This is a genomic window from Paraburkholderia sp. HD33-4, assembly GCF_021390635.1.
Classification (GTDB): Bacteria; Pseudomonadota; Gammaproteobacteria; order Burkholderiales; family Burkholderiaceae; genus Paraburkholderia.
Genome location: NZ_JAJEJS010000002.1, coordinates 1,630,134 through 1,655,515, shown reverse-complemented (window position 1 = coordinate 1,655,515; position 25,382 = coordinate 1,630,134). Strand labels below are relative to the sequence as shown.

Annotated in this window: 25 protein-coding genes; 13 read left to right on the top strand and 12 right to left on the bottom strand. The window is 64.8% G+C overall.

Translation table 11 applies throughout. The features are described 5' to 3' along the window. Positions 1 to 259: 259 nt before the first annotated feature. The 3 genes from L0U84_RS27645 to L0U84_RS27635 all read right to left on the bottom strand — a co-directional run bounded on the left by L0U84_RS27645 (position 260) and on the right by L0U84_RS27635 (position 3,947). Positions 260 to 736, bottom strand: a complete 477-nt coding sequence (locus L0U84_RS27645; RefSeq protein WP_018425151.1) for a response regulator — start codon at positions 734 to 736, stop codon at positions 260 to 262. Between the two features lie 444 nt (positions 737 to 1,180). Then, the gene (locus tag L0U84_RS27640) at positions 1,181 to 2,854 is read right to left on the bottom strand and encodes an ATP-dependent DNA ligase (protein ID WP_233854725.1); all 1,674 of its coding nucleotides are present in this window, start codon (positions 2,852 to 2,854) and stop codon (positions 1,181 to 1,183) included. 10 nt (positions 2,855 to 2,864) lie between these two features. Next, the gene (locus tag L0U84_RS27635; protein WP_233854724.1) at positions 2,865 to 3,947 is read right to left on the bottom strand and encodes a ligase-associated DNA damage response exonuclease; all 1,083 of its coding nucleotides are present in this window, start codon (positions 3,945 to 3,947) and stop codon (positions 2,865 to 2,867) included. A 159-nt stretch (positions 3,948 to 4,106) separates the two neighbouring features. On the opposite strand from L0U84_RS27635, the gene L0U84_RS27630 reads away from it, so the two are divergent. From L0U84_RS27630 to L0U84_RS27605, 6 genes are all read left to right on the top strand, one after another. After that, entirely contained in the window at positions 4,107 to 5,009 is a 903-nt protein-coding gene (locus L0U84_RS27630; protein ID WP_233854723.1) for a YihY/virulence factor BrkB family protein, read from the top strand. A 306-nt stretch (positions 5,010 to 5,315) separates the two neighbouring features. Beyond that, on the top strand, positions 5,316 to 6,419 hold the full coding sequence (zapE, locus tag L0U84_RS27625) for a cell division protein ZapE (protein ID WP_233854721.1): 1,104 nt from the start codon (positions 5,316 to 5,318) through the stop codon (positions 6,417 to 6,419). 235 nt (positions 6,420 to 6,654) lie between these two features. Further along, complete coding sequence (locus tag L0U84_RS27620; protein WP_233854719.1) at positions 6,655 to 7,761, top strand: hypothetical protein; 1,107 nt, start codon at positions 6,655 to 6,657, stop codon at positions 7,759 to 7,761. A 42-nt stretch (positions 7,762 to 7,803) separates the two neighbouring features. Continuing rightward, positions 7,804 to 8,292, top strand: a complete 489-nt coding sequence (locus L0U84_RS27615) for an NUDIX domain-containing protein (protein ID WP_233854717.1) — start codon at positions 7,804 to 7,806, stop codon at positions 8,290 to 8,292. A gap of 82 nt (positions 8,293 to 8,374) precedes the next feature. Further along, entirely contained in the window at positions 8,375 to 8,761 is a 387-nt protein-coding gene (locus tag L0U84_RS27610) for an ester cyclase (RefSeq protein ID WP_233854715.1), read from the top strand. 494 nt (positions 8,762 to 9,255) lie between these two features. Beyond that, positions 9,256 to 9,825: a hypothetical protein gene (locus L0U84_RS27605; protein WP_233854713.1), complete on the top strand. Its 570-nt coding sequence runs from the start codon at positions 9,256 to 9,258 to the stop codon at positions 9,823 to 9,825. A gap of 199 nt (positions 9,826 to 10,024) precedes the next feature. Here the strand turns inward: L0U84_RS27605 and tkt are convergent, their stop codons facing one another. The 5 genes from tkt to L0U84_RS27580 all read right to left on the bottom strand — a co-directional run bounded on the left by tkt (position 10,025) and on the right by L0U84_RS27580 (position 14,052). Next, positions 10,025 to 12,109: a transketolase gene (tkt, locus tag L0U84_RS27600; RefSeq protein ID WP_233854711.1), complete on the bottom strand. Its 2,085-nt coding sequence runs from the start codon at positions 12,107 to 12,109 to the stop codon at positions 10,025 to 10,027. A 269-nt stretch (positions 12,110 to 12,378) separates the two neighbouring features. Then, a complete protein-coding gene (locus L0U84_RS27595; protein WP_233854709.1) occupies positions 12,379 to 12,924 on the bottom strand; it encodes a cupin in 546 nt (181 codons plus the stop codon). Between the two features lie 54 nt (positions 12,925 to 12,978). After that, a complete protein-coding gene (locus L0U84_RS27590) occupies positions 12,979 to 13,155 on the bottom strand; it encodes a hypothetical protein (RefSeq protein ID WP_018425189.1) in 177 nt (58 codons plus the stop codon). Positions 13,156 to 13,216: 61 nt separating this feature from the next. Beyond that, the gene (locus L0U84_RS27585) at positions 13,217 to 13,543 is read right to left on the bottom strand and encodes a hypothetical protein (protein WP_442794053.1); all 327 of its coding nucleotides are present in this window, start codon (positions 13,541 to 13,543) and stop codon (positions 13,217 to 13,219) included. A 263-nt stretch (positions 13,544 to 13,806) separates the two neighbouring features. Then, positions 13,807 to 14,052 (bottom strand): DUF6723 family protein, encoded by a 246-nt coding sequence (locus tag L0U84_RS27580; protein ID WP_233854707.1) that lies wholly within the window; start codon positions 14,050 to 14,052, stop codon positions 13,807 to 13,809. A 126-nt stretch (positions 14,053 to 14,178) separates the two neighbouring features. On the opposite strand from L0U84_RS27580, the gene L0U84_RS27575 reads away from it, so the two are divergent. The 3 genes from L0U84_RS27575 to L0U84_RS27565 all read left to right on the top strand — a co-directional run bounded on the left by L0U84_RS27575 (position 14,179) and on the right by L0U84_RS27565 (position 17,662). Beyond that, the gene (locus L0U84_RS27575) at positions 14,179 to 14,535 is read left to right on the top strand and encodes a hypothetical protein (protein ID WP_233854705.1); all 357 of its coding nucleotides are present in this window, start codon (positions 14,179 to 14,181) and stop codon (positions 14,533 to 14,535) included. A 63-nt stretch (positions 14,536 to 14,598) separates the two neighbouring features. Next, entirely contained in the window at positions 14,599 to 15,864 is a 1,266-nt protein-coding gene (locus L0U84_RS27570; protein WP_233854703.1) for an AAA family ATPase, read from the top strand. A 34-nt stretch (positions 15,865 to 15,898) separates the two neighbouring features. Further along, positions 15,899 to 17,662 carry a cobaltochelatase CobT-related protein gene (locus L0U84_RS27565; protein ID WP_233854701.1) on the top strand — a complete coding sequence of 588 codons (1,764 nt, stop codon included), beginning with the start codon at positions 15,899 to 15,901 and terminating at the stop codon, positions 17,660 to 17,662. A 27-nt stretch (positions 17,663 to 17,689) separates the two neighbouring features. Here L0U84_RS27565 and L0U84_RS27560 read toward each other — a convergent pair whose 3' ends face one another. Beyond that, positions 17,690 to 18,361, bottom strand: a complete 672-nt coding sequence (locus L0U84_RS27560; protein ID WP_233854699.1) for a MarC family protein — start codon at positions 18,359 to 18,361, stop codon at positions 17,690 to 17,692. A 342-nt stretch (positions 18,362 to 18,703) separates the two neighbouring features. On the opposite strand from L0U84_RS27560, the gene L0U84_RS27555 reads away from it, so the two are divergent. The 3 genes from L0U84_RS27555 to L0U84_RS27545 all read left to right on the top strand — a co-directional run bounded on the left by L0U84_RS27555 (position 18,704) and on the right by L0U84_RS27545 (position 21,199). Beyond that, complete coding sequence (locus tag L0U84_RS27555) at positions 18,704 to 18,919, top strand: DUF3311 domain-containing protein (protein ID WP_233854696.1); 216 nt, start codon at positions 18,704 to 18,706, stop codon at positions 18,917 to 18,919. Then, entirely contained in the window at positions 18,916 to 20,391 is a 1,476-nt protein-coding gene (locus tag L0U84_RS27550; protein WP_233854694.1) for a sodium:solute symporter family protein, read from the top strand. Before L0U84_RS27555 ends, L0U84_RS27550 begins: the two co-directional genes overlap by 4 nt. Positions 20,392 to 20,548: 157 nt before the next feature. After that, complete coding sequence (locus L0U84_RS27545; protein ID WP_233854692.1) at positions 20,549 to 21,199, top strand: glutathione S-transferase family protein; 651 nt, start codon at positions 20,549 to 20,551, stop codon at positions 21,197 to 21,199. Positions 21,200 to 21,221: 22 nt separating this feature from the next. Here the strand turns inward: L0U84_RS27545 and L0U84_RS27540 are convergent, their stop codons facing one another. Then, a complete protein-coding gene (locus L0U84_RS27540; protein ID WP_233854690.1) occupies positions 21,222 to 22,418 on the bottom strand; it encodes a GGDEF domain-containing protein in 1,197 nt (398 codons plus the stop codon). Next, a complete protein-coding gene (locus L0U84_RS27535) occupies positions 22,375 to 23,247 on the bottom strand; it encodes a hypothetical protein (RefSeq protein WP_233854688.1) in 873 nt (290 codons plus the stop codon). Before L0U84_RS27535 ends, L0U84_RS27540 begins: the two co-directional genes overlap by 44 nt. Before the next feature lie 622 nt (positions 23,248 to 23,869). Between L0U84_RS27535 and L0U84_RS27530 the strand changes: the two genes are divergently transcribed. Beyond that, complete coding sequence (locus L0U84_RS27530; RefSeq protein WP_233854680.1) at positions 23,870 to 24,937, top strand: FUSC family protein; 1,068 nt, start codon at positions 23,870 to 23,872, stop codon at positions 24,935 to 24,937. 55 nt (positions 24,938 to 24,992) lie between these two features. Here the strand turns inward: L0U84_RS27530 and L0U84_RS27525 are convergent, their stop codons facing one another. Then, positions 24,993 to 25,379, bottom strand: a complete 387-nt coding sequence (locus L0U84_RS27525; protein ID WP_233854678.1) for a cupredoxin domain-containing protein — start codon at positions 25,377 to 25,379, stop codon at positions 24,993 to 24,995. Between the last annotated feature and the right edge of the window lie 3 nt (positions 25,380 to 25,382).

The window sequence follows — 25,382 nt, the reverse complement described above, 5'->3', positions numbered from 1 at the left end:
GTCGCCCCCGAGATGTAGCGCGCTTCAAACACGAACGCGCCGAGTCCACGGTCGTTCAGCAACGAGTGGGCCTGCATGCCATAGCGTGGGGAAGCCCCCGCTTGCCTGACAACGCGGGGGCTCTGATGGCTAAAGAAACTGCAACGGACAGAAAGGTGGCAACCAGATGGCAGACAAATGACAAACAGGATCGCAGAGAGCCGGGTGCGATTTCTGACGACGACCGAGCAGAAATGACTGAATCGTCAGTCAGTTTTCGCTAACAACGTGATTCAGATGATGGCTCCGCCGCATGCAACGCGGCCGCCGATTCGAGCACGCGCAGCAGACGCTCGGGCGTCAACGGCTTCGCGCAATGCGCGTCGAAGCCGGCGGCCTTCGCGAGCGCGCGGTCATCGCGCGACGCGAACGCGGTGCACGCGACCAGCAGCATGTGCGAAGTCTGCGGATGCGCGCGCAGACGCCGCGCGAGTTCGAGCCCATCGAGTCCCGGCATCTTGATGTCGAGCACCACCGCGAACGGCTGCCATTCGCGCGCGGTCTCGCACACGGCAAACGGATCGTCGAGCGCGCGGCATTCGAAGCCGTCGGCCATCAGTAGCATTTGCAGCGCGTCAGCCGCTTCCCGGTAATCGTCGACGACCAGCACGCGACGATGCGCGGCCATCGCATAGCGGATCGGCCGCCATACGAGCACGTCGTCGCTGCTGTCCACGTTGTCGTTGAACACAGTCATTTTTTCTCGCCCTTTTCCATTCGCCATGAATGGCATCTCGCGCGACGCGCGCAAGATTCGATCCCATGGCGTCTGCCAGACCACGACCAGGTTCTTGTTATTCCCGCTCCGCGCGGACGATGCCGCAGCCGGCGCGCCTCGTCGCTCATTCCAGCGTGCGATCACCCTGGAATGCGGGATTTAGCGTGCCCATTCATCACGGCGTTTGAATGACGGCGCTTGCGATGTGCGCACTGCGCAACATCGGTTGGCGCTCTGTCGTTGTGCAGTCCGCCTCGTTCAGTGGCGTCGCATGATATCGGTACTTCAACGGATTGAGGGGTCCACGCAATGCATGCCGCTAGCGCTCTTTTGGCGCAAATCGATGACGCGGTCATAACAAAAGGATAAGCGACGATGCCGATAAAAAAATGCTCGACACGTTAGGGGTTTGCGCTCAGCGGGTTATCCCGCACGATCATCGATGAAGCCCTTCAGCATCGCGAGCGTATCCGCGTCGTCGATATGTTTGTCCGTACGCCAGCGCAGCATGCGTGGAAAGCGCACGGCCACGCCGGACTTGTGGCGCGAACTCGCTTGTATTCCTTCGAAGCCGATCTCGAACACGAGCGTCGGCGTGACGCTCCGCACGGGGCCGAATTTATCGACCGTGGTCTTGCGCACGATCGCATCGACGCGACGCATCTCTTCGTCGGTGAGCCCCGAATAGGCCTTCGCGAACGGAACCAGCGTGCGCACGCCGTCGGCTTCGTCCCACACCGCGAACGTGTAGTCCGTGTAAAGACTCGCACGACGGCCATGACCGCGCTGCGCGTAAACGAGTACAGCGTCTACCGCATAAGGGTCGATCTTCCATTTCCACCATGTACCCGAAGCTTTGGTACGGCCGACGCCGTACATCGACTCGCGCTCCTTGAGCATCAAGCCTTCGACGCCGCGCGCGCGGCTCTCGTTGCGCAAGGCCGCGAGCGCGCTCCAGTCCGCACCGCTGACGAGCGGCGATACGCGCAGCAGACCACGCGCGAGCGTGCCATCGACAGAGGCGGCCAGCGCATCGAGCCGGGCGCGCCGTTCGGCGAGCGGGCTCATGCGCTGGTCTTGTCCGTGCGCTTCGAGCAGGTCGTATGCGAGCAGCGCGGCCGGCGAATCCGCGAGTATCTTGCGCGTCAGCGTCTTGCGGGCGATGCGCGGTTGCAGCCGCGCGAACGGCAACGGCGCAACCGCGCCGGGCTCCCACGCGAGAATCTCGCCATCGATCACGAAGCCATCCGGTAACGACTCGCCCAATGCCGCGACCTCGGGAAAACGATCGGTAATCAGATCCTCGCCGCGCGACCACAACCATACGCGGCCGCCGCGTTTGACGAGTTGCGCGCGTATGCCGTCCCACTTCCATTCGATCAGCCAGTGCGCGGGGTCACCGAGCGCGGCCGGATCGGTCTGCAACGGATGCGCGAGAAAGAACGGATACGGCAGGCCGAGCTCGCTGTCGTGTGCGGGCGCGTGCGCCTGGGTATCGTCGTCGGTCTGCGGCGCGATCAGACGCAGATAGCGTGCCGCGTCGGGCTTCTGTTGCGAATCGGTCCAGCCGACCATCCGTTGCGCGATCCGTTTGTGGTCGACGCCGGCCACTTCGGCCAGCGCGCGCACCACCAGTTGTCGCGCGACGCCGACCCGAAAGCCGCCGCCGATCAGCTTGGTCAGCAGGAAGCGGCCGTCCCAGTCGAGTTCGTCCCAGTAACTGAGCAGACGCGTGCGCAATTGGTCGGGCGGCAGGCCGCGCAACGGCAGCATGCGTTGCTCGATCCATTGCGTGAGACCCAGCTCGGAGTTGCGCTGCGCGGGCGGCAGGATATGCGCGATGGTCTCGGCCAGATCGCCCACCGCGTGATACGACTCCTCGAATAGCCACTCGGGCAGACCCGCGCGTTCGCGCGCGAGTTCGATCAGCAAACGCGTCGGCACCAGTTGCCGCGGCTTGCCGCCTGCGAGGAAATACGAGGCCCATGCGGCGTCTTCGGGTGCGGCTGCTGAGAAATAACCGGTCAGCGCCGCGAGCTTGTCGTGCGTCGACGTGGTGGCATCGAGCGCGGTGTAGAGAGCCGCGAAACGTTTCATACAGTGCCCGTCATGATTCGCTCGTCGTCGGCGCTTCGTCGGCTCCGGCCGCGTCGGCTTCGACGCTATCGTCGCCGTATTGCGTTTCGAACGCGCTCGCTTGCAGGCCCTGCTCGTTGAGCCAGCGCACCATCGGTTCGATCGAGCCATGCGTGACGATCACGCGCGAGGCGCCGCTCTCGCGTATCGCCGTTTGCAGACCCGGCCAGTCCGCGTGATCCGATAGCACGAAGCCGCGATCGACGCCGCGCCGGCGACGTGCGCCGCGCAGACGCATCCAGCCCGACGCGAACGCATCGCTGTAGTCGCCGAAACGCTTGAGCCACGCGCTGTTCTGCGCCGACGGCGGCGCGACGATCAACGCCTGCTTGAACACCGCCTTCTGTTTCGCGGCAATCTCGCCGACCAGACCGACCGGTGGCAGATGCACGCCCGCGTCGCGATACGCGCGATTGAGCGGCTCGACCGCGCCGTGGCAGAAGATCGGCCCGATTGCCGCATCGACGCTCGCGAGCACGCGCTGCGCCTTGCCGAACGAATAGCAGAACAGCACCGACGCGCGCCCTTCCGACGCGTTGTGACGCCACCATGAATCGATCGAATCGAACACGGTTTGCGGCTGATCCCAGCGATAGATCGGCAGGCCGAACGTCGATTCGGTGATGAACGTGTCGCAATGCACCGGTTCGAACGGGGCGCAGGTCGGATCGGCTCCGAGCTTGTAGTCGCCCGATGCGACCCACACGCGCCCCGCGTGCTCGATTCGCACCTGCGCCGAGCCGAGCACGTGCCCGGCCGGATGCAGCGACACGCGCGCCGCGCCGATCGTCAACGGCTCGCCGTAGTCGAGCGCATGCAACGATATGCCCGGCAGCCGCGACAGCAGCACGCCCGCGCCCGCGCGCGTGGCCAGATAGCGCTGATGACCGAAGCGCGCGTGATCGGAATGCGCATGCGTGATCACCGCGCGTTCGACCGGCCGCCACGGATCGATGTAAAAATCGCCGGCAGGGCAATACAGTCCCTCCGGCCGCGCGAGCACCAGATCGCTGGCTTGCGGCGCGCTGTTCGTCTGACGCGGCGGCTGATTCATCGGCTGTCCTCAGGAAGGGAACGCGATTCTCCGGACGCGGCCAAGCAAACTGTATGCCGCGCAATTGATGGCCCCGTTTCTGCTTACGGTATATAAAGCACACAGGCGTGTCGAGAGCGGCTGTCATCCGGCAGTGCCCGACGCGCATCGCGAGGCCTCATGCCGATCCTGCTCGACCAGCATGCGCTGTTGATCCTCAAACACCCGGGCCGCTTCCTGCTGCAAACGCTGAAGGCGTTCCGCGCGAACCAGGGGCTGCTGCTCGCGGGCGCGGTCGCGTACTACGCGTTGCTGTCCATCGTCCCATTGCTGATCCTGATCGTGGTCGTGCTGTCGCGGGTGGTGCCGCAGCAGTTGGTGCTCGATGCGCTCGCGCATCTGCTTCGCTGGCTCGTGCCGGGGCAATCGGCCGCACTCGTGCGTGAGCTGTCGAACTTTCTGCAGCATCGCGTGGTAATCGGCTGGGTGCTGCTGCTGACGATGATCTTCTTCAGCTCGCTCGCGTTCACCGTGCTCGAAAACGCGATGTCGTTGATCTTCGTGCATCGCGTCGTCGTGAAGCGGCGCCACTTCCTGATCTCGGCGCTGCTGCCGTACTGCTACATCCTGTTTCTCGGCGTGGGGCTGCTGATCGTCACGTTCGTATCGAGCGCGCTCGACGCGATCGGCGCCGAAGGCCTTCAACTGTTCGACCTGCATGTGTCTTTGCATGGCTTCACGCGCGTGGTGCTGTATCTGTTCGGGCTCGCCGGCGAAATCTTCGTGCTGACCTCGGTGTATCTGGTGATGCCGGTCGGGCGTCCGTCGCTCAAACACGCGCTGATCGGCGGCGTGGTGGCCGGCGTGCTGTGGGAGATCACGCGGCACGCGCTGGTCTGGTATTTCGCCACGCTGTCGCAGGTCAGCGTCGTTTATGGCTCACTGACGATGGCGATCGTGATCCTGCTCAGCTTCGAATGGCTCGCCACCTTGCTGCTGTTCGGCGCGCAGGTGATATCGCAATACGAGCGCTTTGGCCACGAACCGCTCGACGCACCGCAGCCGACGATCAGGACCGGCTAGGCAGGCTGGTCGCGACGAACATCCGTTGGTGGCGAAGCAGGTGCTCGGTGCCGTGCTGCCCGGGCATCACGACAAATGACGCGGTAGCCGTTCCACGATCCGCGCGCGCCGACGCTCGACGAAGGACGTGACTGGTAAAATGACGCGCGCTCCGTGCACGCGCTCATTAGGCCTGCTTCGTCGCGGGCCATCACGTCGGCCGTTATTTCATGCTCACACACGTCCTCGCCGCTTTCGCGGCAGCCTTCACTGCGTCATTCGCGCAAGTCACATCGTTCGCGCCATCAGGCATGGACGCTCTCGCCCATGCTTGACGAAGCCCGCATCGCGCGCGGGTTGAGCGCGCGCGGCATCACCCCCGATGCGCGCCAGCGCGAGGCCATCGGCGCGCTCGTCGCGTTGCTCGGCGCGCAGCAGCGCGCGCGGCATGCATGGTCAACCGCCGCGTTCGGGCCACAAGGCGTCTACTGCTATGGCATGCCGGGGCGCGGCAAGAGCCTCGTCGTCGATACGCTGTTCGAGCTTGCGCCATGCCGCAAACGGCGCCTGCATTTCCACGAGTTCCTGCGCGAAATGAACCGCCGGCTCGTGCACGCGCCGCGGGGCGACGACCGCCTCGGCGACGTGTCGCGGCAATGGCTCGACGGCATCGAGCTGCTGTGCTTCGACGAATTTCATGTGCACGATATCGCCGACGCGTTCCTGATGGGCCGCTTTCTCGACACCGCGATCAACCTCGGCACGCGCATCGTGCTGACGTCGAACTATGCACCGGACGATCTGCTGCCCGACCCCGAGTTTCACGAGCGCTTTGTGCCGACCATCGGGCAGATCAAACGCGGCTTCACGGTGATCCATTTCGACGGCGCGCGCGACTATCGCTTCGGCGGCGAAACAGCGGAGGTGCCGCGCTTTTTCGCGCCGCTCGACGCATCGAGCGACGCTGCGTTGCGCGACATCTTCATGAGCCACGAGCGCGACGCGGTGATCGAAGCAGTCACGCTGAGCGCGGCGGGCCGGCCCCTCGAAGCGCGCGCGGCGGGCAGCGCGCTGATGTGGGCGGACTTCGGGCAACTGTGCGTCGCGAGCCGCTCGCACCTCGACTACCTCGATCTCGCCGAGCAATGGCAAGGCTTGATCGTCGATCGTTTGCATACGGAAGCACTGAGGCAGTCGCATACGCTGCAGCGCCTCGTCTGGCTGATCGACATCTTCTACGACCGCAAGCGTGCCCTCTTCATCGCGTCCGATCAGCCGATCGAGAGCGCGTTGATCGGCCTCGAAGGCGCGCACGATCTGTCGCGTACGCTGAGCCGGCTGGCGGAGATGCAATCGCGCACGTATCGCAGCACGCTTGAACACGGCGCAGGGGACAACTCACAAGTAGGCATCGACGCCGACGGTTCATAGTCCCGCAACAGAAGAACCGCGCGCAATTCTGCAATTCTTGCAAAGCCACGGTAAAGCGTGCCAACGCCCTTTCGCGTCGACGCACGCGCCACGGTGCTGCGCGACGCGCCGGGCCGGCGACGAAGCGGCAGCGGACGCGGACGCGGACGAGGCCCGCCGCTTGCGCGGGAATAGCTTCTGCTACCGCGAGCGGACACTCCATTGTTCAGCGGATTGCTTCCGCTTCCGCCCGCCCATGCTCAGAACCGCTTCCTTGGCCGCCGCGTTGTGCGCCGCCTGCCTCACGACCGCGTGCGTGCATATCGGCCCCTCGCGTCTGAAGGCCGACCAGGTCGACTATGCGCGCGCGCTCGGCGACGCGAAGAAGCGCGCGATCCTCGCCGCCGTGATCGGTCTGCGCTACGGCGACGCGCCCGCGTTCCTGACCGTCAGCAGCATCATCGCCGCCTACACGTTCGATACCACCGGGGGCGCGACCGTCAACGCCGGCTCGGGCAGCATGCCGAACTACGCGCAGGCGACCGGCAGCGTGTCGTACTCGAACCGGCCAACCTTCACGTTCACGCCGACCACCGGCGAAGCGTTCGCGTCCGCGTATATCCGGCCGCTCGCGCCGGCGCTCGTGTTGCCGCTCGCTGAGGGCGGCGTGCCGATCGATCTGCTGTTGCGCATCACCGCTCAATCGATCGGCGGCCTGCGCAACGGCGATGCGCTGGGTGGTGACAACAGCGCGGGGGCGCCGGGCTTCTTCGAATTGCTGCAGGCGTTACGTCGTCTGCAAATGGCGGGCGAGCTGAACGTCGAGACGCGTCAACTCGATGCGAAGGCCGATCTCAAAGGCGGCCAGAGCCCCGCATTGGCCGTGTTCCTGTCGATCGGCGCGACCACGAGCGGCGAGTCGCCGAGCACGGCCGTCGATGTCGCGCGCGTTCGCAAGCTACTGCATCTGTCGGCGAAGACACGCAGCTATGAGATTGTGTACGGGCCTTCGTCGACTTCTCAGAAGGGTGAGCGCATTCCGATGGTCACGCGCTCGGTGCTCGGCATCCTCAGCGATCTCGGCGCGCAGGTGCAGGTGCCGCAGGAGCGCATCAGCGATGGTTCGACGAAGCCGACCGTCGGGTTGATCGGCGGCGAAACAAGGCCGACGATCATCGTCCATTCGGGCAAGGCCGCGCCGGACGACGCTTATGTGTCGATAGCGTATGGGCCTTCGGTGTATTGGGTCGAGCGCAATGACTTCGATTCGAAATATGCGTTTACGGTGGTGCAGAATCTGATGGCGCTCGCGGAATCGGATACGAGCAGCAAGGCGCCGGTGGTGACGATTCCGGCGAATTGAGTCGCGAACAAACCACCCGGCGGCTCGATCGGGATTTCCGCAATGGGAAGCCGCTGGCTAAACTACGGTTCTATGATTATCGACTTTATTTGGCGCATCGCGCTTCGCCTCGGATACCGGCTCGCTCGTGTCTGGTGGCACGTTCGACGCCCCCACCACGAGGGCGCGCTCGTGGCAATCTACGTCGGGCAGTCGCTGTTGCTCGTCAAGGCGTCATACCGGGCCGAGTGGAATCTTCCCGGAGGAAGTGTCCACCCGGGTGAGACGCCTGAGGCAGCGGCGCAGCGCGAGATGGAGGAGGAAATTGGTCTGCCGCCGCACCCATTGATCCCCGCGGGCAGCGTCTACGGCACGTGGGATGGGCGGAGAGACCGGGTGTATTTCTTTGAACTGCGCCTCGACAGCCTACCCGATCTGCGGATCGATAATCGTGAGATCATCGCCGCGCACTTCGCCTCGCCGCAGGAACTGCGCGGCACTGCGCTAACCGCCCCGGTAGCTGCGTATCTCGCCGGAGATCTTTGCCGTTAGGTCTCGACAGCGCCGGTGTCCGACACGCAAGCCTGGATCATCGACAATCAATTGATCCGCTAAAGGATGGAGGACGATTGAGATGGACAGCATCGATCTGTCGGATATCTACCGAGGCTACATCGCTTGCCTGAACAAACAGGACTGGTCAAAGCTGGGAGACTTTGTCGGCGACGACGTGGAGTACAACGACGAACGGATCGGCTTGTCAGGCTATCGTCAAATGCTGGAGAGAGATTTCCGTGAGATCCCCGACCTAAGCTTCAATATTCAGATCCTCGTTTGCGAACCGCCGCACATTGCAAGCCGGTTGTATTTTGACTGTACGCCGACCGGTATGTTTCTGGCGCTCCCTGTGCAAGGAAAGCGGATCGCGTTTGCTGAGAACGTCTTTTATGCATTTTGCGATCGTAAGATTGCGCAGGTCTGGTCGGTCATAGATAAGCGTGCGATCGAGAGTCAGTTGTAGTCATTGAGGAGTGGATTAAAAGCGTGGTGAATCGTTCTCTTCGGATGACGAAACATTAAGGATTTCTTAAGCCATTGTCTATTTGCCGGCACGCGCCATTAGCGCAACATCGGCTTCAACGAACGCGTCGATCGACCATTCCTCTCAGAGTCAATACGCTTTGACCAGAAAGACGTGCTTCAGGGTTTATCGCGAGATCGTCGAGTCGCAGCGCAACGGCGAAGCACAACGCATCCACGAACTGTACAAACAGCCATAAGAGCAGTTTGGGCCGTGCTCAATTCGCGCACTCTCTGTAGCAGATGTTGCTCTTACAGTTTGCCAACTTGAATAGTACTAAACGCTTGGCTGCTTAGGGATCATTCGCCACAACCTAGCGACGCTCAGAAATCGTAAGCAGTTGATTTCTTCAAGTGTACTAAGTTTTAATTCGAGCAGGACGTGATAGCTTCATACACGTCAACTGACTCGACCTGAAGAACAAGGAGGTCAACATGCCTAACTGTTTCTGGAATAACGTAACGGCAGCCGCGGTTGCACTGCTATCGCTGCAAAGCCTGGCATACGCTGACGGCAGCGCATGCACAACCGCCACACTGAGAGGCGCGTACGGCGTCAAGGTTCATGCGCAGTCGCTGGGCATACTCACAGGGACGCCCCCAAATCAGGTGCTTCACCGCTATGCCATTCCCAACGATGTCGACGCCGTTGCACTTGCGACCTTTGACGGCAACGGATCGGGCACGCAGGAGGACTTTGCAATGGTCAATGGCGCAGTGAGGCCCGGCTCACCACCCGATTCCTTTGTGCCAAACGAAATGCTGTCGTACGACGTGGATCGGAATTGTACGGGCCACCTGTACATTAGTTTTCCGAGTGATGTCACGCTGACGCAAAAGACCGTCGTTGTCGACAACGGCAACGAAATGTTCGGCGTGACGAGCTCTCAGCATATTCCGAGTGGCCCGCCTGCCGCCGACATGACATCGTGCACTATGGGTTGCGACGTAGCCCTTCAGGGAACCGCTCATTTCGTCAGAGTCGGACAGGGACACAAAGACTGACGTCGCGGTACTCGCTTCATGCGGCATCAAATACGCGGCGCGGCTCATTGCGCGGCACGCGAGGCGTACCCATGTCTTTGTGATCGAGCCCACCACCGTTGCGCGGCTGAACTTTACGAGCGGGATATAAGTCCAGCCGCCGCGCCAATTTTCGCGTCAAGCGTTCGCAAAACGCATCAAGCACATCGAGCGCATCACCTCAAGCAGCGCCCTTCCCTTTTGACACCCGCTCAATCTGCTGCCTGGCCGCCTGATACACAGCCTCCGGCGTGAAGCCAAACTTCTTCTTCAAATCCGCAATCGGCGCCGACGCGCCGAACGTGTGCATGACGACCTGCGCACCGAGTCGCCCCGTATAACGATCCCAACCGAGCGACGCAGCCTGCTCGACCGCGACGCGCGCTTCGACGTCCGCGGGCAGCACCGACTCCTGATACGCGCTGTCCTCGCGCTCGAAGATGTCCCACGATGGCATCGACACGACGCGCGCCGCAATGCCCTCGCTCTTCAGCTTCTCGTACACGTCGACGCAGATCGACAGCTCGCTGCCGGTCGCCATCAGGATCACCTGCGGCTTCTGGCCATCGGGCGCATCGGCGAGCACATATGCGCCGTGCCTGACACCGCTCGCGGATGCATAGCGGCTGCGGTCGAGCGTCGGCATCGCCTGGCGCGACAGGACGATGCACGCCGGCCGATGCGGCTGCGTCAGCGCGACACGCCACGCCTCGGACACTTCGTTCGCGTCGCCGGGACGCAGCACCGTGAGACCGGGCACGCCGCGCAAGGACGCCATCTGCTCGATCGGCTGGTGAGTTGGACCGTCTTCGCCGAGGCCAATCGAATCGTGCGTGAACACATAGATGGCCGGTACTTCCATCAACGCGGACAGGCGGATCGGCGGCTTCATGTAGTCGCTGAAGATCAGAAAAGTCGAGCCGTACGCACGCAGATTCGACAGCGCGAGACCGTTGACCACGGCGCCCATCCCATGCTCGCGGATGCCGAAGTGCAGGTTGCGGCCACCGTAGCTACCCGCCTGAAAACTGCCGGCCCCTTCGAACTTCAGGTTGGTTTTCGTCGACGGCGCCAGGTCCGCCGCGCCGCCGATTATCCATGGCACGCGCGCGGCAATCGCATTGAGCACCTTGCCCGACGATTCGCGCGTCGCGACGCCCTTCGCGTCCGCGGCGAAGCTCGGGATGTCGCTATCCCAGCCCTGCGGCAACTCGTGCGCTTCCATCTGCGCGAACTCGCGCGCGAGCTCCGGGTACTGCGTCTGATAGCTGTCGAACTTCGTCTGCCATTGTTCGCGCGCCGCCTTGCCGCGCGCGCCGATGCCCTGCGCGAAGCGCTCATGCACGCCTTCGGGTACGTAGAAGAACTTGTCCTCGGGCCAGCCATACGACTTCTTGGCCAGAGCGACTTCTTCCACGCCGAGCGCTTCGCCATGCGCGGACGCGGTGTCCTGCTTGTTCGGCGCGCCCCAGCCGATGATGCTGTTGATCACGATCAGCGTCGGCCGGTCGGTCACGCTCTTCGCTTCGACCAGCGCCTTTTCGAAGGCGGCGGTGTCGTTCGCATCGTTGACGTGCAGCGTGTGCCAGTTGTAGCCATGAAAGCGGCTCTCCACATCGTCGCTATATGCGAGGTCCGTATGGCCTTCGATCGTCACGCGATTGCTGTCGTAAATCCAGATCAGGTTCGACAGCTTCAGATGGCCCGCGAGCGAGGCCGCTTCGTGCGAGACGCCTTCCATCATGTCGCCGTCGCCGCAAATCGCGTACACGCGGTAGTCGAACAGCGGCGCGTCCGCGCGATTGAAGTGGCTCTCGTGCCAACGCCCGGCCATCGCCATGCCGACGCTATTGCCGAGCCCCTGGCCAAGCGGTCCCGTGGTGGTTTCGACGCCGGTCGTCATGCCGTACTCCGGGTGGCCCGGCGTCTTGCTGTCGATCTGGCGGAAATGCTCGATGTCGTCGAGCGACACGGCCGGCGCACCGGTCGGCTTGCCGTGTTCGTCGACGGCTTTCACGTTGGCCAGATGCAGCAGCGAATACAGCAGCATCGACGCATGCCCGGCCGACAGCACGAAGCGGTCGCGATTCGGCCACAGCGGCTCGTCGGGGTCGTAGCGCAGATGGTGTTGCCACAGGTGATAGGCGACCGGCGCGAGCGCCATGGGCGTGCCGGGATGGCCGGAATTGGCTTTCTGCACGGCGTCCATCGACAGCGTGCGGATCGTATTGATGCACAACTGATCGAGGGCGGGATCGTTTTGCATGGGGCGCTCCTTGTTCGGCAATTCGGAAGACGGCCGGCGCGCGCAGCGGAGCGCGGACGGATCGGCGCATCGTGTCTACATGGAATCGCGCAGGTCCGGGCGTGTCGACAGGGACGCGAAGCCGCACGTGGAACCGCACACGTGCCAGCGTCAGGGACGCAAGCGCGCGGGAAAATCGCGGCAAAGCCCACAGATGATGCGCCTAACCGCGCAACTCTGCACGCGCCGCCGACAAGGCGGCGGCTCAGTTACTTCGCGAACGACGAAGTTCAGGCCGCCTGCAGCCAAAGCTCGATCACAGGACCATGCTTGCCGTCGATCGGATCGAGCGGCGGAAACGGCAACGCCAGCATGTCGGCGAGTTCCGGCGGCGTCAGCGCTTCGCGGCGAAGGTCCCATTGCTGCCCTAACGGATAGCCCGCCACCACCTGAAAATGCCGCTCGAACGATTGCAAACAATGGCCGGTGCCGGCCGGCAGCAGCAGCACGTCGCCCGCGTGCAGCGTCACTACGCGTCCGCCCGGCCCGCCGACGATCACCTCGGCGCTCGCCTCGGTCACGCCGAGCACCTCGTGCGCGGTTGCGTGAAAGTGATGGAAGTCGAAGATGCTGTCGCGCCATTGCGCGGGCCATGCATTGCGCTCGAACAGGATTTCGAACGCGGCGGCCAGATTGCTGCTGCCCGGCGATAGCGCGCGCCGGTACAGCACCACCGGCAGCTTGCCGTTGTTCGGTACCCAGTCGTGCGGCTCCAGCATGAACGCTTCGTATTCGGTCTGCGCGGCGTCGAAGCCGTGCATGGACTCATTGAACATGGTTGGCTCCTGGCTTGTGATGAGGTTGCCGCGAACCTGCGCACGAGCGGCGGGTCAGCCGCCGCCGATGCCCTGCAGCACCTTGCCCGTGCCGCCGCACACCGCGCAGCGGGCGCCCTCGACCTTGCCGGTGCCGTGGCACGCGGCGCACAGGTCTTCGCCCGCGCCCGGCGTGTTGGGCGGCGCTTCGTCGCCGGGGTTCATCGATTCGGTTGGATTGTCCGGTTGCATCCGCTTTCTCCGGTTGCGTGTTGACGGATTCGAGGCGCGGGCTGGCCCGCAACGCGCCGAGTCATTGCTCGCCCGGCCGCTTGTGATGCGATGCGCGCCCGCCGCCGCCCGGCGGCTCGGCGTGCTCGCCGGTGCCGAGCGGCACTTCGGCGCCGTGCCGCGGCCGCTCGCTCGAACGCGGCGGATTGGTCGCTTGGTCCACGCCGGTCTGCACGACCGGTTCGATGCCGAGCGGACTCGGTTCGACGTAGTGCGTGCCGCTCGGCTTGTTGCGGGCTTTGACTTCGTCGGAGACCGTGGGCGCAGCGCGCTGATCCGGCGTGGTGGACTGCTCGCCGCCTGGCATCGCGCTCTGCTGCTGCGGGTCTTTCGATTGGGGATTCTGCATGACGCCCTCCTCGTATGTTCTGCCGTCGAGCCGCGTCGTTGCGCGCTGTGTCGAACGGGCACCTGTTGCATGCAGCAAGAGATCAGCAACAATCGCGCCTCGGCTGCGCAGCATCGACGTGGTGCGATGGGCACGACCGTCGCGCCGTCGAATACAGCCGCGCCGCATGATCTCTTTGTAAAAAGGAGAACCTGATGGGTATCACGACTATTTGCGTCTGCGCTACCGAGTGCAGAAGCAGCGCGAGTCGGACTGTGCGCCGCTCAGCTTTCCGGCGCGGCGCGATCGGCCGCGACGATCTCGCGGCCGTACGCAATCGCGGCGCGCCGCGCTTCATCGGCGGTCGCATAGGGACCGATCTGCGGTGCGCCGTCGAACGGAAACAGAATCCGTCTGTCCGCTTTCCTCAGTACCTTCAGTCCACCTATATATCGGCCGTCGCCTGTTCCGTGATAGCTGGCGAAGATCTCGAAGTCGTCGTCAGCGACGTCGGCCTTGTGTCGCGCCATGTGCGTTCCTCGTGCTGTGGTGGGCGATGTCCGATGTGAGCCGGGCGCGCGGTCATCGCGATGCGGTGCGCATGACGACCTCCAGCAATTGACGTTCCACACGAACAACTCTCGCCACGATGCGGCATGAGCATTGCGCGTCTGAACAAAAACTTTGTGGAGCCCCTGATGGATTTTCCTGACACGCGCCGGGAAGAACCCCATGCATTCGGCACCTTCGCCCCGCACGCGCGAGGCGAAGCGCAGATTTCGATGCGGTGGCCGGCGCCGCATCTGCATGTGCCGATGCCGCCCGAAGTCGACCCCGACATCGCGCTGCCGCCGCCGCCGAACATCGACCCCGATCCGGTCCCCGACGATCCGATCCACGACCCCCACCCGCCCCCTGAAGGCGATCCACCTGCGGCACCGCCGCCAGTGCGTGCCTCGAGCGAGAAGTTCGAGTTGCTCATGGAAGATCGAAAGCTGGCCAAGATAAGATAGGCGGCAATCCGGCTTCGGCCGACTCGAACCGCATCGTGCGATTCGACCTTTCTCTTCCTTGCCATGAGCGCGCCCGACCTGATCGAACACGAAGACGGCAACAAGGACGACAACCTCGGTCTCTATCGGCGCGCGACACAGGACGGCGCCGAATGGTGGCGCGTCAGCGTCGGCGACCGGCCCGAGACTTATCGCCTCGAACACGGCGCCGACGATCACGACAACGGTGCGGGCACGGTCGATATCGATCTGGTCGTCGATGCGGAAAATCTGCGCGCGAAGCTGAAGAAGTGGCGTCGCGAAGGCTTCGCGATCGAACGCGAAGCCGCGCACGATGCCGATGCGCCCACGCGCATCGCGTTCATGCCGGAATTGCAACGGGCGTCGGCGCGCATGCTCGCGGCAAGGCTGCACGATGCCGGGACGGCCGGCGAAGCGCTTGACGACGTCGCGCCGGACACCGTGCGCATCGGCAACGTCGACGTCCGTTGCGGCGCCGCGCATCCGCTCGTGCCGCGCGTGAATCCCGCCTATCTGTTCCCGGCGCGCTTCAACGATATCGTCGCGGACATCGTCGAGAATCGTCGCGTGATGCTGATCGGTCACACGGGTGCCGGCAAGACGAGCCTGATCGAACAGGTCGCCGCGCGCTCGCAACATGGGGTGTTGCGCTCGAACATGAACGGTCAGACCACGGTCGGCGATTTCGTCGGCTTCTGGACCGTCAAGGGCGGCGAGACCTTGTGGGTCGATGGCGTTCTGCCGACCGCGATGCGCGAAGGCCTGTGGCTGATCGTCGACGAGATCGACTTCGCCGAGCCATCGATTCTCGCCGCATTGACAGCAGTGCTCGAACCGCGGGGCCGTCTGGTGCTCAAGGAGAAAGGCAACGAGATCGTCGCGCCGCATCCGGCGTTCCGTCTGTTCGCGACCGCCAACGCGGTCGGCGCGATGAGCCAGTTCCGTCATCTGTACCAGGGCGCGAATCTGATGAACGAGGCGTTTCTCGATCGCTGGCGCGTGTACCTGCTCGACTATCTGTTGCCCGCCGAGGAAACCGACGTGCTGGTCCACACGCTCGCGCCGCACATGACTCGCCCGCTCGCCGCGACGCTCGCGGCCATCGCCGCCGACTGCCGCGCGGCGTTCGCGCGCGAGGACCTGTCGAGCGCATTCTCGACGCGGCGTCTGCTCGACTGGGCCGAGCTGATGCTGCGCACCGGCGACCCCGAACGCGCGGCCGGACCGGCGATCTACGCGAAGGTGAGCCCGGAGGACGCCGCGCTGATTCGCGGCATCATCCGTCATCACATCGCGCCGGCCGCCTGAGCGGACCTGAGCGCACACCAGAACAGCGGCCGCGATGAACGCACGCCACCCCGCCCATCTGCAACGCGACACGCAAGGCTTCGCGTTCGAATCGACGCTCGGCAAGGTCGCGCGCGTGCTGACCGGGCAATATGGCGTGACGGTCGTGTTCAGTCCCGACGGTCCGCGCGTCGAGCCGGGCCGTATCGTGATTCCCGACTACGACTCGACTGGCGGGGTCGAACGCGACGTGCTGATCGGTTACCTGGATCTGCTGGTCGCGCGAGCGAAGCACGCCTCGCTCGCGCAACTCGACGCGCTGCCCAAAGGCATCACCGCGACGCTCGCGCAGGTGATCGACGATCGGCGCGTGTGCGCGCTCCTGCTCGACGAATATCCGGGCGCGCGCTGGTTCATCGGCAAGCTGCGCGCGCATGCGGCCGAGCGCGTGCGGCAGCGCTGGCCGAAGCTGCATTGGCGCGACCGGCTCGCGTGGCTCGTCGAGCGCGCGCTATGGGACGAGCCGCCGACGCAAAGCGAAGCGAGTCATTCGCTGCTTGCCGCGTTGCATGCGGCGCAGGACCTGCTGCACGAGGCGCGCGCGAGCGGTTCGAGCGCGCGCAGCATCGCCGTGGCGCGCGATCTGGTGGCGCGCGTGCGGTCCTTGTCGGCGGGCGACGCGAACAACATGATGTTCACCGCCGCTCCGGCCGAAGACATCGACACGGACACGGCCGCGTCGTCCGCCTCGTTCGGTGACGACGACACGATGCTGCCCGAGCGTGACGGCCCGCCGCCTGGCGCTTCATCGGAGCGCGGCGGCGGCGAGCCATCGGACGACGCGGTCGGCATGGGCCAAACGCTCGCCGATACCGAAGCCCCTTCGACACGCGATGCAAACCAGCCGGGCGCGCAGTCCACACACCCTGCGCGCATGCTGCTGTCGCTTCCGCTCGCCACCGAATTCGACGTGATCGCCGATCTGACCGGCCAGGGCGACAGCGCCGCGTGGCGCGCGTTGCGTGCGCAGGCGCGCGCGCACACCGCGCCGTTGAAGGAAAAACTGGAACGCGCGCTGTGCGCCGACGAACGCATCCGCTGGCGCCGCGAACAGGAGCGCGGCGAGATCGACCGCACGGCGCTGGCAAGGCTCGCGACGTCGCCCGGTTATCGCACGCCGTTTCGCACGCAACGGGCCGCGAAGGGACGCGACGTCGCGGTCACGTTGCTGATCGACCGCAGCGGCTCGATGGCCGGCCGCAAGATCGAACTCGCGCGGCTGTGCGCGAGCGCGCTGTGCGATGCACTGACGCAGCTGTCGTTCGATTGCGAAGTGCTCGGCTACTGCTCGCTCGAAGCGCCGCCGATGAAGCAGCTCTACGAGCGCCAGCGCGCGGCCGGCGCGGATTTGCGGCGCTACAACCGTTTCGTCGAGCGGCTCGATCTGAAGGTGTACAAGCGCTTCGGCGCAACCGACCTGAGCGGCATCGCCGCAATCGACTGCGGACACGAGAACCCGGACGGCGAAGCGCTCGCGTGGGCCGCGACGCGTCTCGCCGATCATCCGGCCGCGCGCCGCATCCTGATGGTGTTCTCCGACGGCTATCCGTCGACCGGCGACGGCGACCCGCAGGTGTTGCGCAGCGACCTGCGCGAACGCGTCGCGGCGATCGCGAAGCGCGGCATCGAACTGGTGGGGATCGGCGTGCTGACCGACGCGGTCGAGGACTTCTATCCGCGCAACGTGGTGGTGAGCCGCCTCGCCGAATTGCCGTCGACGGTGTTCTCGGTGCTCAGTTCGATGTTGCTCACGCGTTGAGCATGAATCGAGTTCGACGACACGCTGCTACGGAGTTGCCCGCGTCGCCGCAATCGGAATCAGGAATTCGGACACGCCGGTCAGAATGATCTGCACGCCGATGCACAGCAGCAGGAACGCCGACACCCGCAACGCGACCTTGGTGCCCTCGACGCCGAGGTAGCGCGCCAACACCGTCGCGCGGCTATAGATCAGATAGACGCAGACGGCCACCGCGAACGTGATCGCGACCGACGCGATGCTCGACATCACGAACGCCGACAGCTTGTGCGTGCGATTCGCCGACAGCGCGATTGCGGTCGCGATCGAGCCTGGCCCGGTGGTCAGCGGCACGGTTAGCGGGAAGAAAGCGCGCGACTTCGCGCTCTCGGCGTCGACGCGCTTGACGTCCGTCTGCTCGGCCGGCGTGTCGGGCGCATTGAGCATCTGCCAGCCGCCCACGGCAAGCGCGAGACCGCCGCCAATGCGCAGCGCTTCCATCGAGATGCCGAAGAAATGCAGGATCGGCGTGCCGATGAAGAACGCGACCAGCAGTACGCAGGCAGCGTTGATCGCGATCTTGCGGGCGAGCGCGTCGCGCTCGTCGAGGGTCAACGACGCGGTCCGGTCCAGAAAAACGAATGCTCCGCTGAACGGATTGATGATGCTGATCATGCCGATGAAGCCAAACATAATGTCCGAGATCAGGCCTTCGAGCATGTGCGTGTCCGTGTGTCTGCGTTGGTTCGCGCGGGTTCGCGCCGGTTGGCAATGCGGGTCATGAAACCGGCTGGCATCGCGCGGTCCGGAAAATGCTGCAATGCTCGCAGATCCTGTCGCCACGCGCCAGTCGCGCCGCGAAAAAGCCGCACGATACCCCGTGCGCCAGCGCGCGTTCCGCCTTGCAGTGCAGCAATCCGTACTGGAAAGATGCAATTGCAACGGTCGAAAACCCGGCATTTATTTTGACCTACTTTACGGGACCGAAGTATCCGGCATACAGTCCTCAGCGAAGCCGGAATTTCAACGACACATACCTAACTGCTTCGAGGAGTTGCCCACATGCTGCTTCGTGTACTTGCCGCGTTGCCGTTCATCGGCATCCTGGTCGGCATATCGTTTGTCAATCGGGTCGAGCCCCTCGTGCTCGGCATGCCGTTCGTGCTGGCCTGGATCGTCATGTGGGTGGTGTTGAGCGCGATCATCATGGCGATCGTCTACAACCTCGATCCGTCCAACCGTCAGGTCGCCGCCGATGGCGAGGAGGTTCGCCCATGAGCGCACTCGTCATCATCGCCGCGGTCACGCTGTTCGCGCTGTTCCTCGGCGTGCGCGCAAGGCGCGGCCACGACATGAGCCTCGAGCAATGGAGCGTGGGCGGCCGCAGCTTCGGCACCGCGTTCGTGTTCCTGCTGATGGCCGGCGAAATCTATACGACCTTCACGTTCCTCGGCGGCAGCGGCTTCGCTTACGGCAAGGGCGCACCCGTTTACTACATCCTCGCGTACGGCACACTCGCGTACATCCTGTCGTACTGGATGCTGCCGCCGATCTGGCGCTACGCGAAGTCGCATCGCCTCGTGTCGCAGCCCCACTTCTTCGCGCGCAAATACGAGAGCCCGGCGCTCGGTACGCTGGTCGCGCTGGTCGGCGTCGCCGCGCTGATTCCGTATCTGGTGCTGCAATTGAAGGGCCTCGGCATCATCGTCGCGACCGCGTCGTACGGTGTGATCTCGTCGACCGCGGCGATCTGGATCGGCGCGATCGTCGTGACCTCTTACGTGATCGTGTCGGGTGTGCGCGGCTCGGCGTGGAACTCGGTGGTCAAGGACACGCTGATTCTCGCAATCGTGCTGTTCCTCGGCATCTATCTGCCGCTGCACTACTACGGCGGCTTCGGGGAGATGTTCCGCACGATCGACGCCGCCCGCCCCGGCTTCCTGACCTTCCCGGCACGCGGCTCGAGCGTCGTGTGGTTCCAGTCGACGGTGCTGCTGACCGCGCTCGGCTTCTTCATGTGGCCGCATACGTTCGGTTCGATTTTCACGGCGAAAGACGAGCGCATCTTCCGTCGCAATGCCGCGATCCTGCCGCTTTATCAGCTGATCCTGCTGTTCGTGTTCTTCGTCGGTTTCGCGGCGACGCTGCGCGTGCCGGGCCTGAAGGGCGGCGACATCGACCTGTCGCTGTTCCGCCTGTCGCTGCAAACGTTCGATCCGTGGTTCGTCGGCGTGATCGGCGCGGCCGGTATCCTGACCGCGCTGGTGCCGGGCTCGATGATCCTGACCTCGGCATCGACGCTGCTCGCCAACGACGTCTACCGCGGCATGGTGAACCGCAATGCGTCGGATGCATCGGTCGCGACGATCGCCCGCGTGCTCGTGCCGGTCGTGGCGCTGGTCGCGGTCGCCTTCACGCTGAACGGCGGCGAAACCATCGTCGCGCTGCTGCTGATGGGCTACAGCTTCGTCACGCAACTGTTCCCGGCCGTGATCTGCAGCCTGTTCCCGAACAACCGCGCGACGAAGCAAGGCGCGTTCTGCGGCATCCTCGCGGGGGTTGCGGTGGTCGCGCTGACCACGACGCTGCACTGGAGCGTCGGCCAGTTGCTGCCGTTCCTGCCCGATGCGCTGAAGGACGTCAACATCGGCTTCCTCGCGCTCGCGGTGAACGTGATCGTGTTCGTGATCGTCAGCGCGCTCACGCAGCCGAGTGCGGCCGAGCAGGAGAAGCATGCGTCGGTGCATTGACGAGGGCGGCGGCAAGCGCGATTCGAAGCTTTGGAGCGCACGCGCTTAAGTACGCTGCCGCGTAACGCAATTGAAGGGGCTGTCCGCTTCGGCGACAGCCCCTTATTCTTTCGGTTCACGGCTCGACCGCTCTCCCACCGATCCACGGAGCCCCGACATGTCCTACGTTCTGTACTACTCGCCCGGCGCGGCCAGCATGCCCGTGCACTGGATGCTGCTCGAAATGGGTGTGCCGTTCGAAGCGCGCCTCGTCGATATCGACTCGGGCCAGCAGCACGATCCCGAGTATCTCCGACTGAATCCGGCCGGGCGTGTGCCGACGCTGGTCGTCGATGGCGTGCCGCGGCATGAATCGGCCGCGCTGCTGATGCTGCTCGCCGAGCGTCACGCCGATGCCGGCCTCGCGCCCGCGCCCGGTTCGGCCGCGCGCGCGGAATGGCTCGAATGGATGATCTATCTCGCCAATACGCTGCTGCCCGCGATGCGCGACTGGTTCTACGCCGGCAGCGACGGCGAGCCGGACGGCGCCGAGGCCGTGCGCGCGCTCGCGCGACGCCGCATCGAGCAGGCGTGCGCGCGGCTCGACACGCATTTCGCCGATGGCCGCGCGTACCTCGCGGGCGACACGCTCAGCACCGCCGATCTGCTCGCGCTCGTGCTGATGCGCTGGACCCGCAACATGCCCCACCCCGCGACGGCAGGCTGGCCGCATCTGGCGAGCTATATCCGCAGGCTGCGCGCACGGCCTGCGTTCATCGAACTCAACGAGCGGGAAAAGCTGACCGAGTGGCGCAACGACGATCAGTGACGATCAGTGACGTTCAGCGGGTTCACAACGTCGCTTCCCTGCCCGTCTGCGCCGCGAACGCGAAGCCGTTCTTGCCGTCGCGCTTGACCTGATACATCGCGGCATCCGCGGCGGCGACCAGACGGCGGTGATCGTCGACATCGTCCGGATAGCTCGCGATGCCCACGCTCGCGCGCACACGGCCGATTCCCATCTGTTCGTCGGTCTCGACCACGCAGGCCATCAACCGGCGGGCGATCTCGGCCAGTTCGTCGTCGCCCGCGAAGGTGCGCACCAGCACCGCGAACTCGTCGCCGCCGATGCGCGCGACCAGATCGCCCTTGCGCACCGACGCGCGAAACCGCGCCGATACGGCGGCGAGGAATTCGTCGCCGGTGCGATGCCCGAACGAATCGTTGACCTGCTTGAAGCCGTCGAGGTCGATATACAGCACGGCGAGGCGTTGCTCGACGAGCGCGGTCCGCGCGGTTTTTGCGGCGGCGTCGAGCGCGGCCTGTAGCTTGCGGCGGTTCGACAGACCGGTCAGCGAATCATGCAGCGACGCGAGCTCGAACTCGTGCGACTGCCCCGCGAGTTGCCGGTTGCGCTTCGCGTACATGCCGAGGGCCGTGATCAGCATGCAGAACAGCAGCGCGGCAAGCGCGATCAGCGTGCGCGCGACGTGCGCGACGCGCAGCCGCACGTCGGCGCTCGACTCGTCGCGTTGCGCTCGCCAGTATTCCGACACTCTGCCGAGCACCGTTGCGACGGCTTCGGGCGTCGCCTGCGCGGGTGACAGCGACGGAATGGGCGGCGCCGGCGACGGACTCGCGTTGACGAGCGCCGCGAGCGACGCGAAACGCCGCGCGAGTTCGGTGCGCGCCGCGTCATAGGCCGGCACGAACGACGCGTCGTGACTCGCCGGAGTGTCGGCCATGCGCTGCCACACGGCCAGTTGTTCGCGCGCGCTGTCGACGCGCTCGGCCGCCTGCAGCACGAGGCCTGCGTACTCCTGCTTCAATTGATCGGTAAACACCGTGCGGATCTGCATCGCCACGTACAGCAGGCCGAACAGCAGACATAGCAGCGCGGCCACGGCGATGCTCGCGGGTCCAACCCGCAAGCGCCGCACCGGCACGCGCGCGTGTGCGGCGCCGCGCATCCCGGCTTGCGCCGCTGGCCCGACGACCACGGGCTCAGGGATGGGAGTAGTTATTTTGTTGCTGTCGGCCGTTGTCATGTTGACGATAGCTCACGCGTCGAAAGAACTGCCCGATCCGCGCAAACAGACCGCCTCTGTGCTCCGACGACGCGCGCCGATCCTGCTGCGCGAGCCGCGTATCTTTCGCGCCGTGGCCGGCCGGGGGCTTTGCGGTGGAATTGGCGGCGTGCCGCGTGGAGCGCGGGGGTTGCGTGGAAGCGGAGGCGGCTGTGGGCTTATCGAGCGAGGTATCGGCCGACGCATCGGCAGACGCATCGGCCGGCGTGTCGGTCGTGGTGTCCACCGGGGGATCGGCCAACGTGGCTGTGAGACTCGGGTCGGGCGTACCAGGGTGGATCTGGCCGGACCACACGGACGGGTTACTGTCCTCGACGCCGCCGTTCGCGCGGGCCGCTTCGTGCGCGACATCCGGTGCCGTGGGCTGCGCGGTTGACTGTGTGGCTGGCTGCGCGGCCAACTGTGGTGTCGCTGACTGTGTGGCTGGTTGGCCAGGTAACTGCGCGGCTAACGGCGCGGCAAACTGCGTGCCGGACGGCGCGGCGACCTCCTCCGGCGCGTGCGCGACGGCCACCGTCGGCACCCCGCCCGCCCCCGATGAGCCGAGCGCCAGGCGCGCGCCCGCAATCGCATCCGCGTAGGTCTGCTGATCCTGATTGAACCAGACGCCGTAGGCGACGGTGCCCATCACGCCGAAGGTCAGCGCGCCCGCTGCCGCGAGGCACAGTGCGAGACGGCCGAAGCGCGGCGGTGGCGCGCCCGATTCGTCCTGGCCGTCGGGTTCGAAGCCGGGGGACCGGCTATCCGTTGCGGAATGACGCAAATCGGTATCGTCGGGATCGGTAGCCATCGCAATACACTCCGGGTGTGCCACTTCCTGCTGACAGGCTGGCGCGCTGACGAGCCGGCGGGTAAAGCCGCGCTCGCGCGCTGCCGCTGCACGCAATGCTCAATGAATGTAATCCTGTCGCGATCGGCCGACAACATAGCAGCGTTGCGTTTCCGCCTCGCGTCAGTGGTGCTACGAATGAACGCCGTCAGACACCGTGCGAGTTGGCAAAAAATCGTGCAAAGCTGGTAAAAACTCCAACCCGCCAAATGGCCGATAGCCGGCCGTGCGCCTGCCGTCGCCCGCTACGCGAGAGACGACGCGGGTTCTGCGAAATGCGCCAACGCGGTCGCAATTTCGTATGCAACAACCGGGCCCGGCAGCAGGCCCGCGCGCGACACCCGGGACACCGCTCGAAACCCGCGCCGGACTGCGCGCGCCACACACCTCGAGCCGCATCCCGCGAACCTGCTACTGCGCGAATTCCCGCAAAACCGTGCGCGCCGGGTGGTAAGGTCACGTGCGCGCATGTCCCGAACGCCGCACCGTGCCCGGCCCAGCGGTGCGCGACACATCGGTGCGCGGCCCAACGGTGCCCGGCACATCGGTGCGCGGCCCAACGTCATCGGTCAGCATGAAAATCATGTCGAACAGGTATCAGCACAAACCACTCACACCGTTGCGCCGCGCGCTCGCGCGCTTTTCTCTTTCGGAAACCGCCAAGTACGCGAAGCTGACGCTCGGCCTGTGGATCGGTTTCGGCATCCCATACCTGCTCGGCTTCCCCGACGCGGCCGTGCCGCTCGCTGGTTCGACGATGCTGACGCTGGCGCTCGGTAGCTCGATTTCGGCGGCGCGGAGCTACTTCTACAAGCGCGTGTTTTCGAACGTGGTGGCGATGCCGATCGGCACACTCCTGATCTGGCTGACCGCGCCGCACCTGTGGATGGGCGCGGCGCTGCTGCCGCTCGTCATCTTCAGTATCGTCGCGCTGCGGCCGTCGCTGTTCCAGATGACCAGCATCACGGTGCCGATCACGCTCGTGCTCTATACCGGCGAACACATTCCGCTGCTCGAACAGCGCCTGATCGGCGTGGTGCTCGGCATGTTCCTCGGCTTCATCATCCAGCAGATCGTGTTTGCGCCCGATCACGGTTATTGGGCGAACACGCTCGTCAACGACGGCAACGAACTGGCCACCGATGTCGTCGGGCAACTGGCCGCCGCTCGGCTCGATAAAGCGCAGATCAAGCCGGCGGCCTCGAAGCTGCGCACGCTGAGCACGAACCTGAAGCAGGCGCACCTGCTGCTGAAGACCGATCTCGAGCAGGCGTGGGTGTCGCCGCATCTGAAGCGCAACGCGGCGCGGCTGCCGGTGTTCGCGTGCTATCAGGAGACCTTCGATTCGCTGGTCAATTTTCTCGAAACGATGGACACCTTCCACGATCAGTTCGCCGCGCTCGACGCCCCGTGGCGCGAAACGTTTCTGGCGCGGCTCGGGCAGCTCGTCGACGCTCACCGCCAACTGGCCGAGGCCGCGGATCTGCGCGTCGAGCGCCCTGGGCTCGCGGTACCGCCACTGCATATGGAGGACCTGCGTCAGCTGACCGAAGACCTCCCCGCATCGAACGTGTTTACGAGCGTGTACCTCGGGCACCTGACCGGCTACGGGATTCTGCTGTGCCGGTTGAGCGAGCTGCATACCGCGTGAGCGGCGCGGGTTGCCCGGTCCACCGCACCGCTCGTTGTACCGCCTATTGCACGGCTCATTGCACGGTAATCGTTGCCTTCATGTTCGGATGGATACCGCAAAAGATCTTGTACACCCCCGGCTTATCGAACTTGAACTGATAGGTGTCGCCCTGATCGAGCGCGGCCGAGCGGAACAGCCCCGAGTCGTTGACCACCGTGTGCGGCTCGCCGTCGAGATTTTTCCAGGTGACCGTCGTGCCCGCCTTGACGGTCAGTTCCATCGGCGTGAACATGAAGTTCTTCATGAACATCGCGTTAGGGGTCGCCGCGACAGTCTGTTTCTGCGCCTTCATCTGCATCGGCATCGTCGTTTGCGCGATGCCGAGCCCCGCCGACACCGCCAGAATCGCGACACTGCCGAGCAGAATCACGAGCGCGCGGCCCATCATGTTGGTTTTCATCAT

Excerpts from the sequence above, each read along its gene's own strand:
- L0U84_RS27535 (WP_233854688.1), bottom strand. The coding sequence starts at position 23,247 with ATGGCTACCGATCCCGACGATACCGATTTGCGTCATTCCGCAACGGAT.
- L0U84_RS27630 (WP_233854723.1), top strand. The coding sequence starts at position 4,107 with ATGCCGATCCTGCTCGACCAGCATGCGCTGTTGATCCTCAAACACCCG.
- L0U84_RS27635 (WP_233854724.1), bottom strand. The coding sequence starts at position 3,947 with ATGAATCAGCCGCCGCGTCAGACGAACAGCGCGCCGCAAGCCAGCGAT.
- L0U84_RS27640 (WP_233854725.1), bottom strand. The coding sequence starts at position 2,854 with ATGAAACGTTTCGCGGCTCTCTACACCGCGCTCGATGCCACCACGTCG.
- L0U84_RS27575 (WP_233854705.1), top strand. The coding sequence starts at position 14,179 with ATGAGCATTGCGCGTCTGAACAAAAACTTTGTGGAGCCCCTGATGGAT.
- L0U84_RS27540 (WP_233854690.1), bottom strand. The coding sequence starts at position 22,418 with ATGACAACGGCCGACAGCAACAAAATAACTACTCCCATCCCTGAGCCC.
- L0U84_RS27565 (WP_233854701.1), top strand. The coding sequence starts at position 15,899 with ATGAACGCACGCCACCCCGCCCATCTGCAACGCGACACGCAAGGCTTC.
- L0U84_RS27615 (WP_233854717.1), top strand. The coding sequence starts at position 7,804 with ATGGGAAGCCGCTGGCTAAACTACGGTTCTATGATTATCGACTTTATT.
- L0U84_RS27620 (WP_233854719.1), top strand. The coding sequence starts at position 6,655 with ATGCTCAGAACCGCTTCCTTGGCCGCCGCGTTGTGCGCCGCCTGCCTC.
- L0U84_RS27645 (WP_018425151.1), bottom strand. The coding sequence starts at position 736 with ATGACTGTGTTCAACGACAACGTGGACAGCAGCGACGACGTGCTCGTA.
- L0U84_RS27525 (WP_233854678.1), bottom strand. The coding sequence starts at position 25,379 with ATGAAAACCAACATGATGGGCCGCGCGCTCGTGATTCTGCTCGGCAGT.
- L0U84_RS27550 (WP_233854694.1), top strand. The coding sequence starts at position 18,916 with ATGAGCGCACTCGTCATCATCGCCGCGGTCACGCTGTTCGCGCTGTTC.
- L0U84_RS27570 (WP_233854703.1), top strand. The coding sequence starts at position 14,599 with ATGAGCGCGCCCGACCTGATCGAACACGAAGACGGCAACAAGGACGAC.
- zapE (WP_233854721.1), top strand. The coding sequence starts at position 5,316 with ATGCTTGACGAAGCCCGCATCGCGCGCGGGTTGAGCGCGCGCGGCATC.
- L0U84_RS27585 (WP_442794053.1), bottom strand. The coding sequence starts at position 13,543 with ATGCAGAATCCCCAATCGAAAGACCCGCAGCAGCAGAGCGCGATGCCA.
- tkt (WP_233854711.1), bottom strand. The coding sequence starts at position 12,109 with ATGCAAAACGATCCCGCCCTCGATCAGTTGTGCATCAATACGATCCGC.
- L0U84_RS27545 (WP_233854692.1), top strand. The coding sequence starts at position 20,549 with ATGTCCTACGTTCTGTACTACTCGCCCGGCGCGGCCAGCATGCCCGTG.
- L0U84_RS27610 (WP_233854715.1), top strand. The coding sequence starts at position 8,375 with ATGGACAGCATCGATCTGTCGGATATCTACCGAGGCTACATCGCTTGC.
- L0U84_RS27555 (WP_233854696.1), top strand. The coding sequence starts at position 18,704 with ATGCTGCTTCGTGTACTTGCCGCGTTGCCGTTCATCGGCATCCTGGTC.
- L0U84_RS27595 (WP_233854709.1), bottom strand. The coding sequence starts at position 12,924 with ATGTTCAATGAGTCCATGCACGGCTTCGACGCCGCGCAGACCGAATAC.
- L0U84_RS27530 (WP_233854680.1), top strand. The coding sequence starts at position 23,870 with ATGTCGAACAGGTATCAGCACAAACCACTCACACCGTTGCGCCGCGCG.
- L0U84_RS27590 (WP_018425189.1), bottom strand. The coding sequence starts at position 13,155 with ATGCAACCGGACAATCCAACCGAATCGATGAACCCCGGCGACGAAGCG.
- L0U84_RS27605 (WP_233854713.1), top strand. The coding sequence starts at position 9,256 with ATGCCTAACTGTTTCTGGAATAACGTAACGGCAGCCGCGGTTGCACTG.
- L0U84_RS27560 (WP_233854699.1), bottom strand. The coding sequence starts at position 18,361 with ATGCTCGAAGGCCTGATCTCGGACATTATGTTTGGCTTCATCGGCATG.
- L0U84_RS27580 (WP_233854707.1), bottom strand. The coding sequence starts at position 14,052 with ATGGCGCGACACAAGGCCGACGTCGCTGACGACGACTTCGAGATCTTC.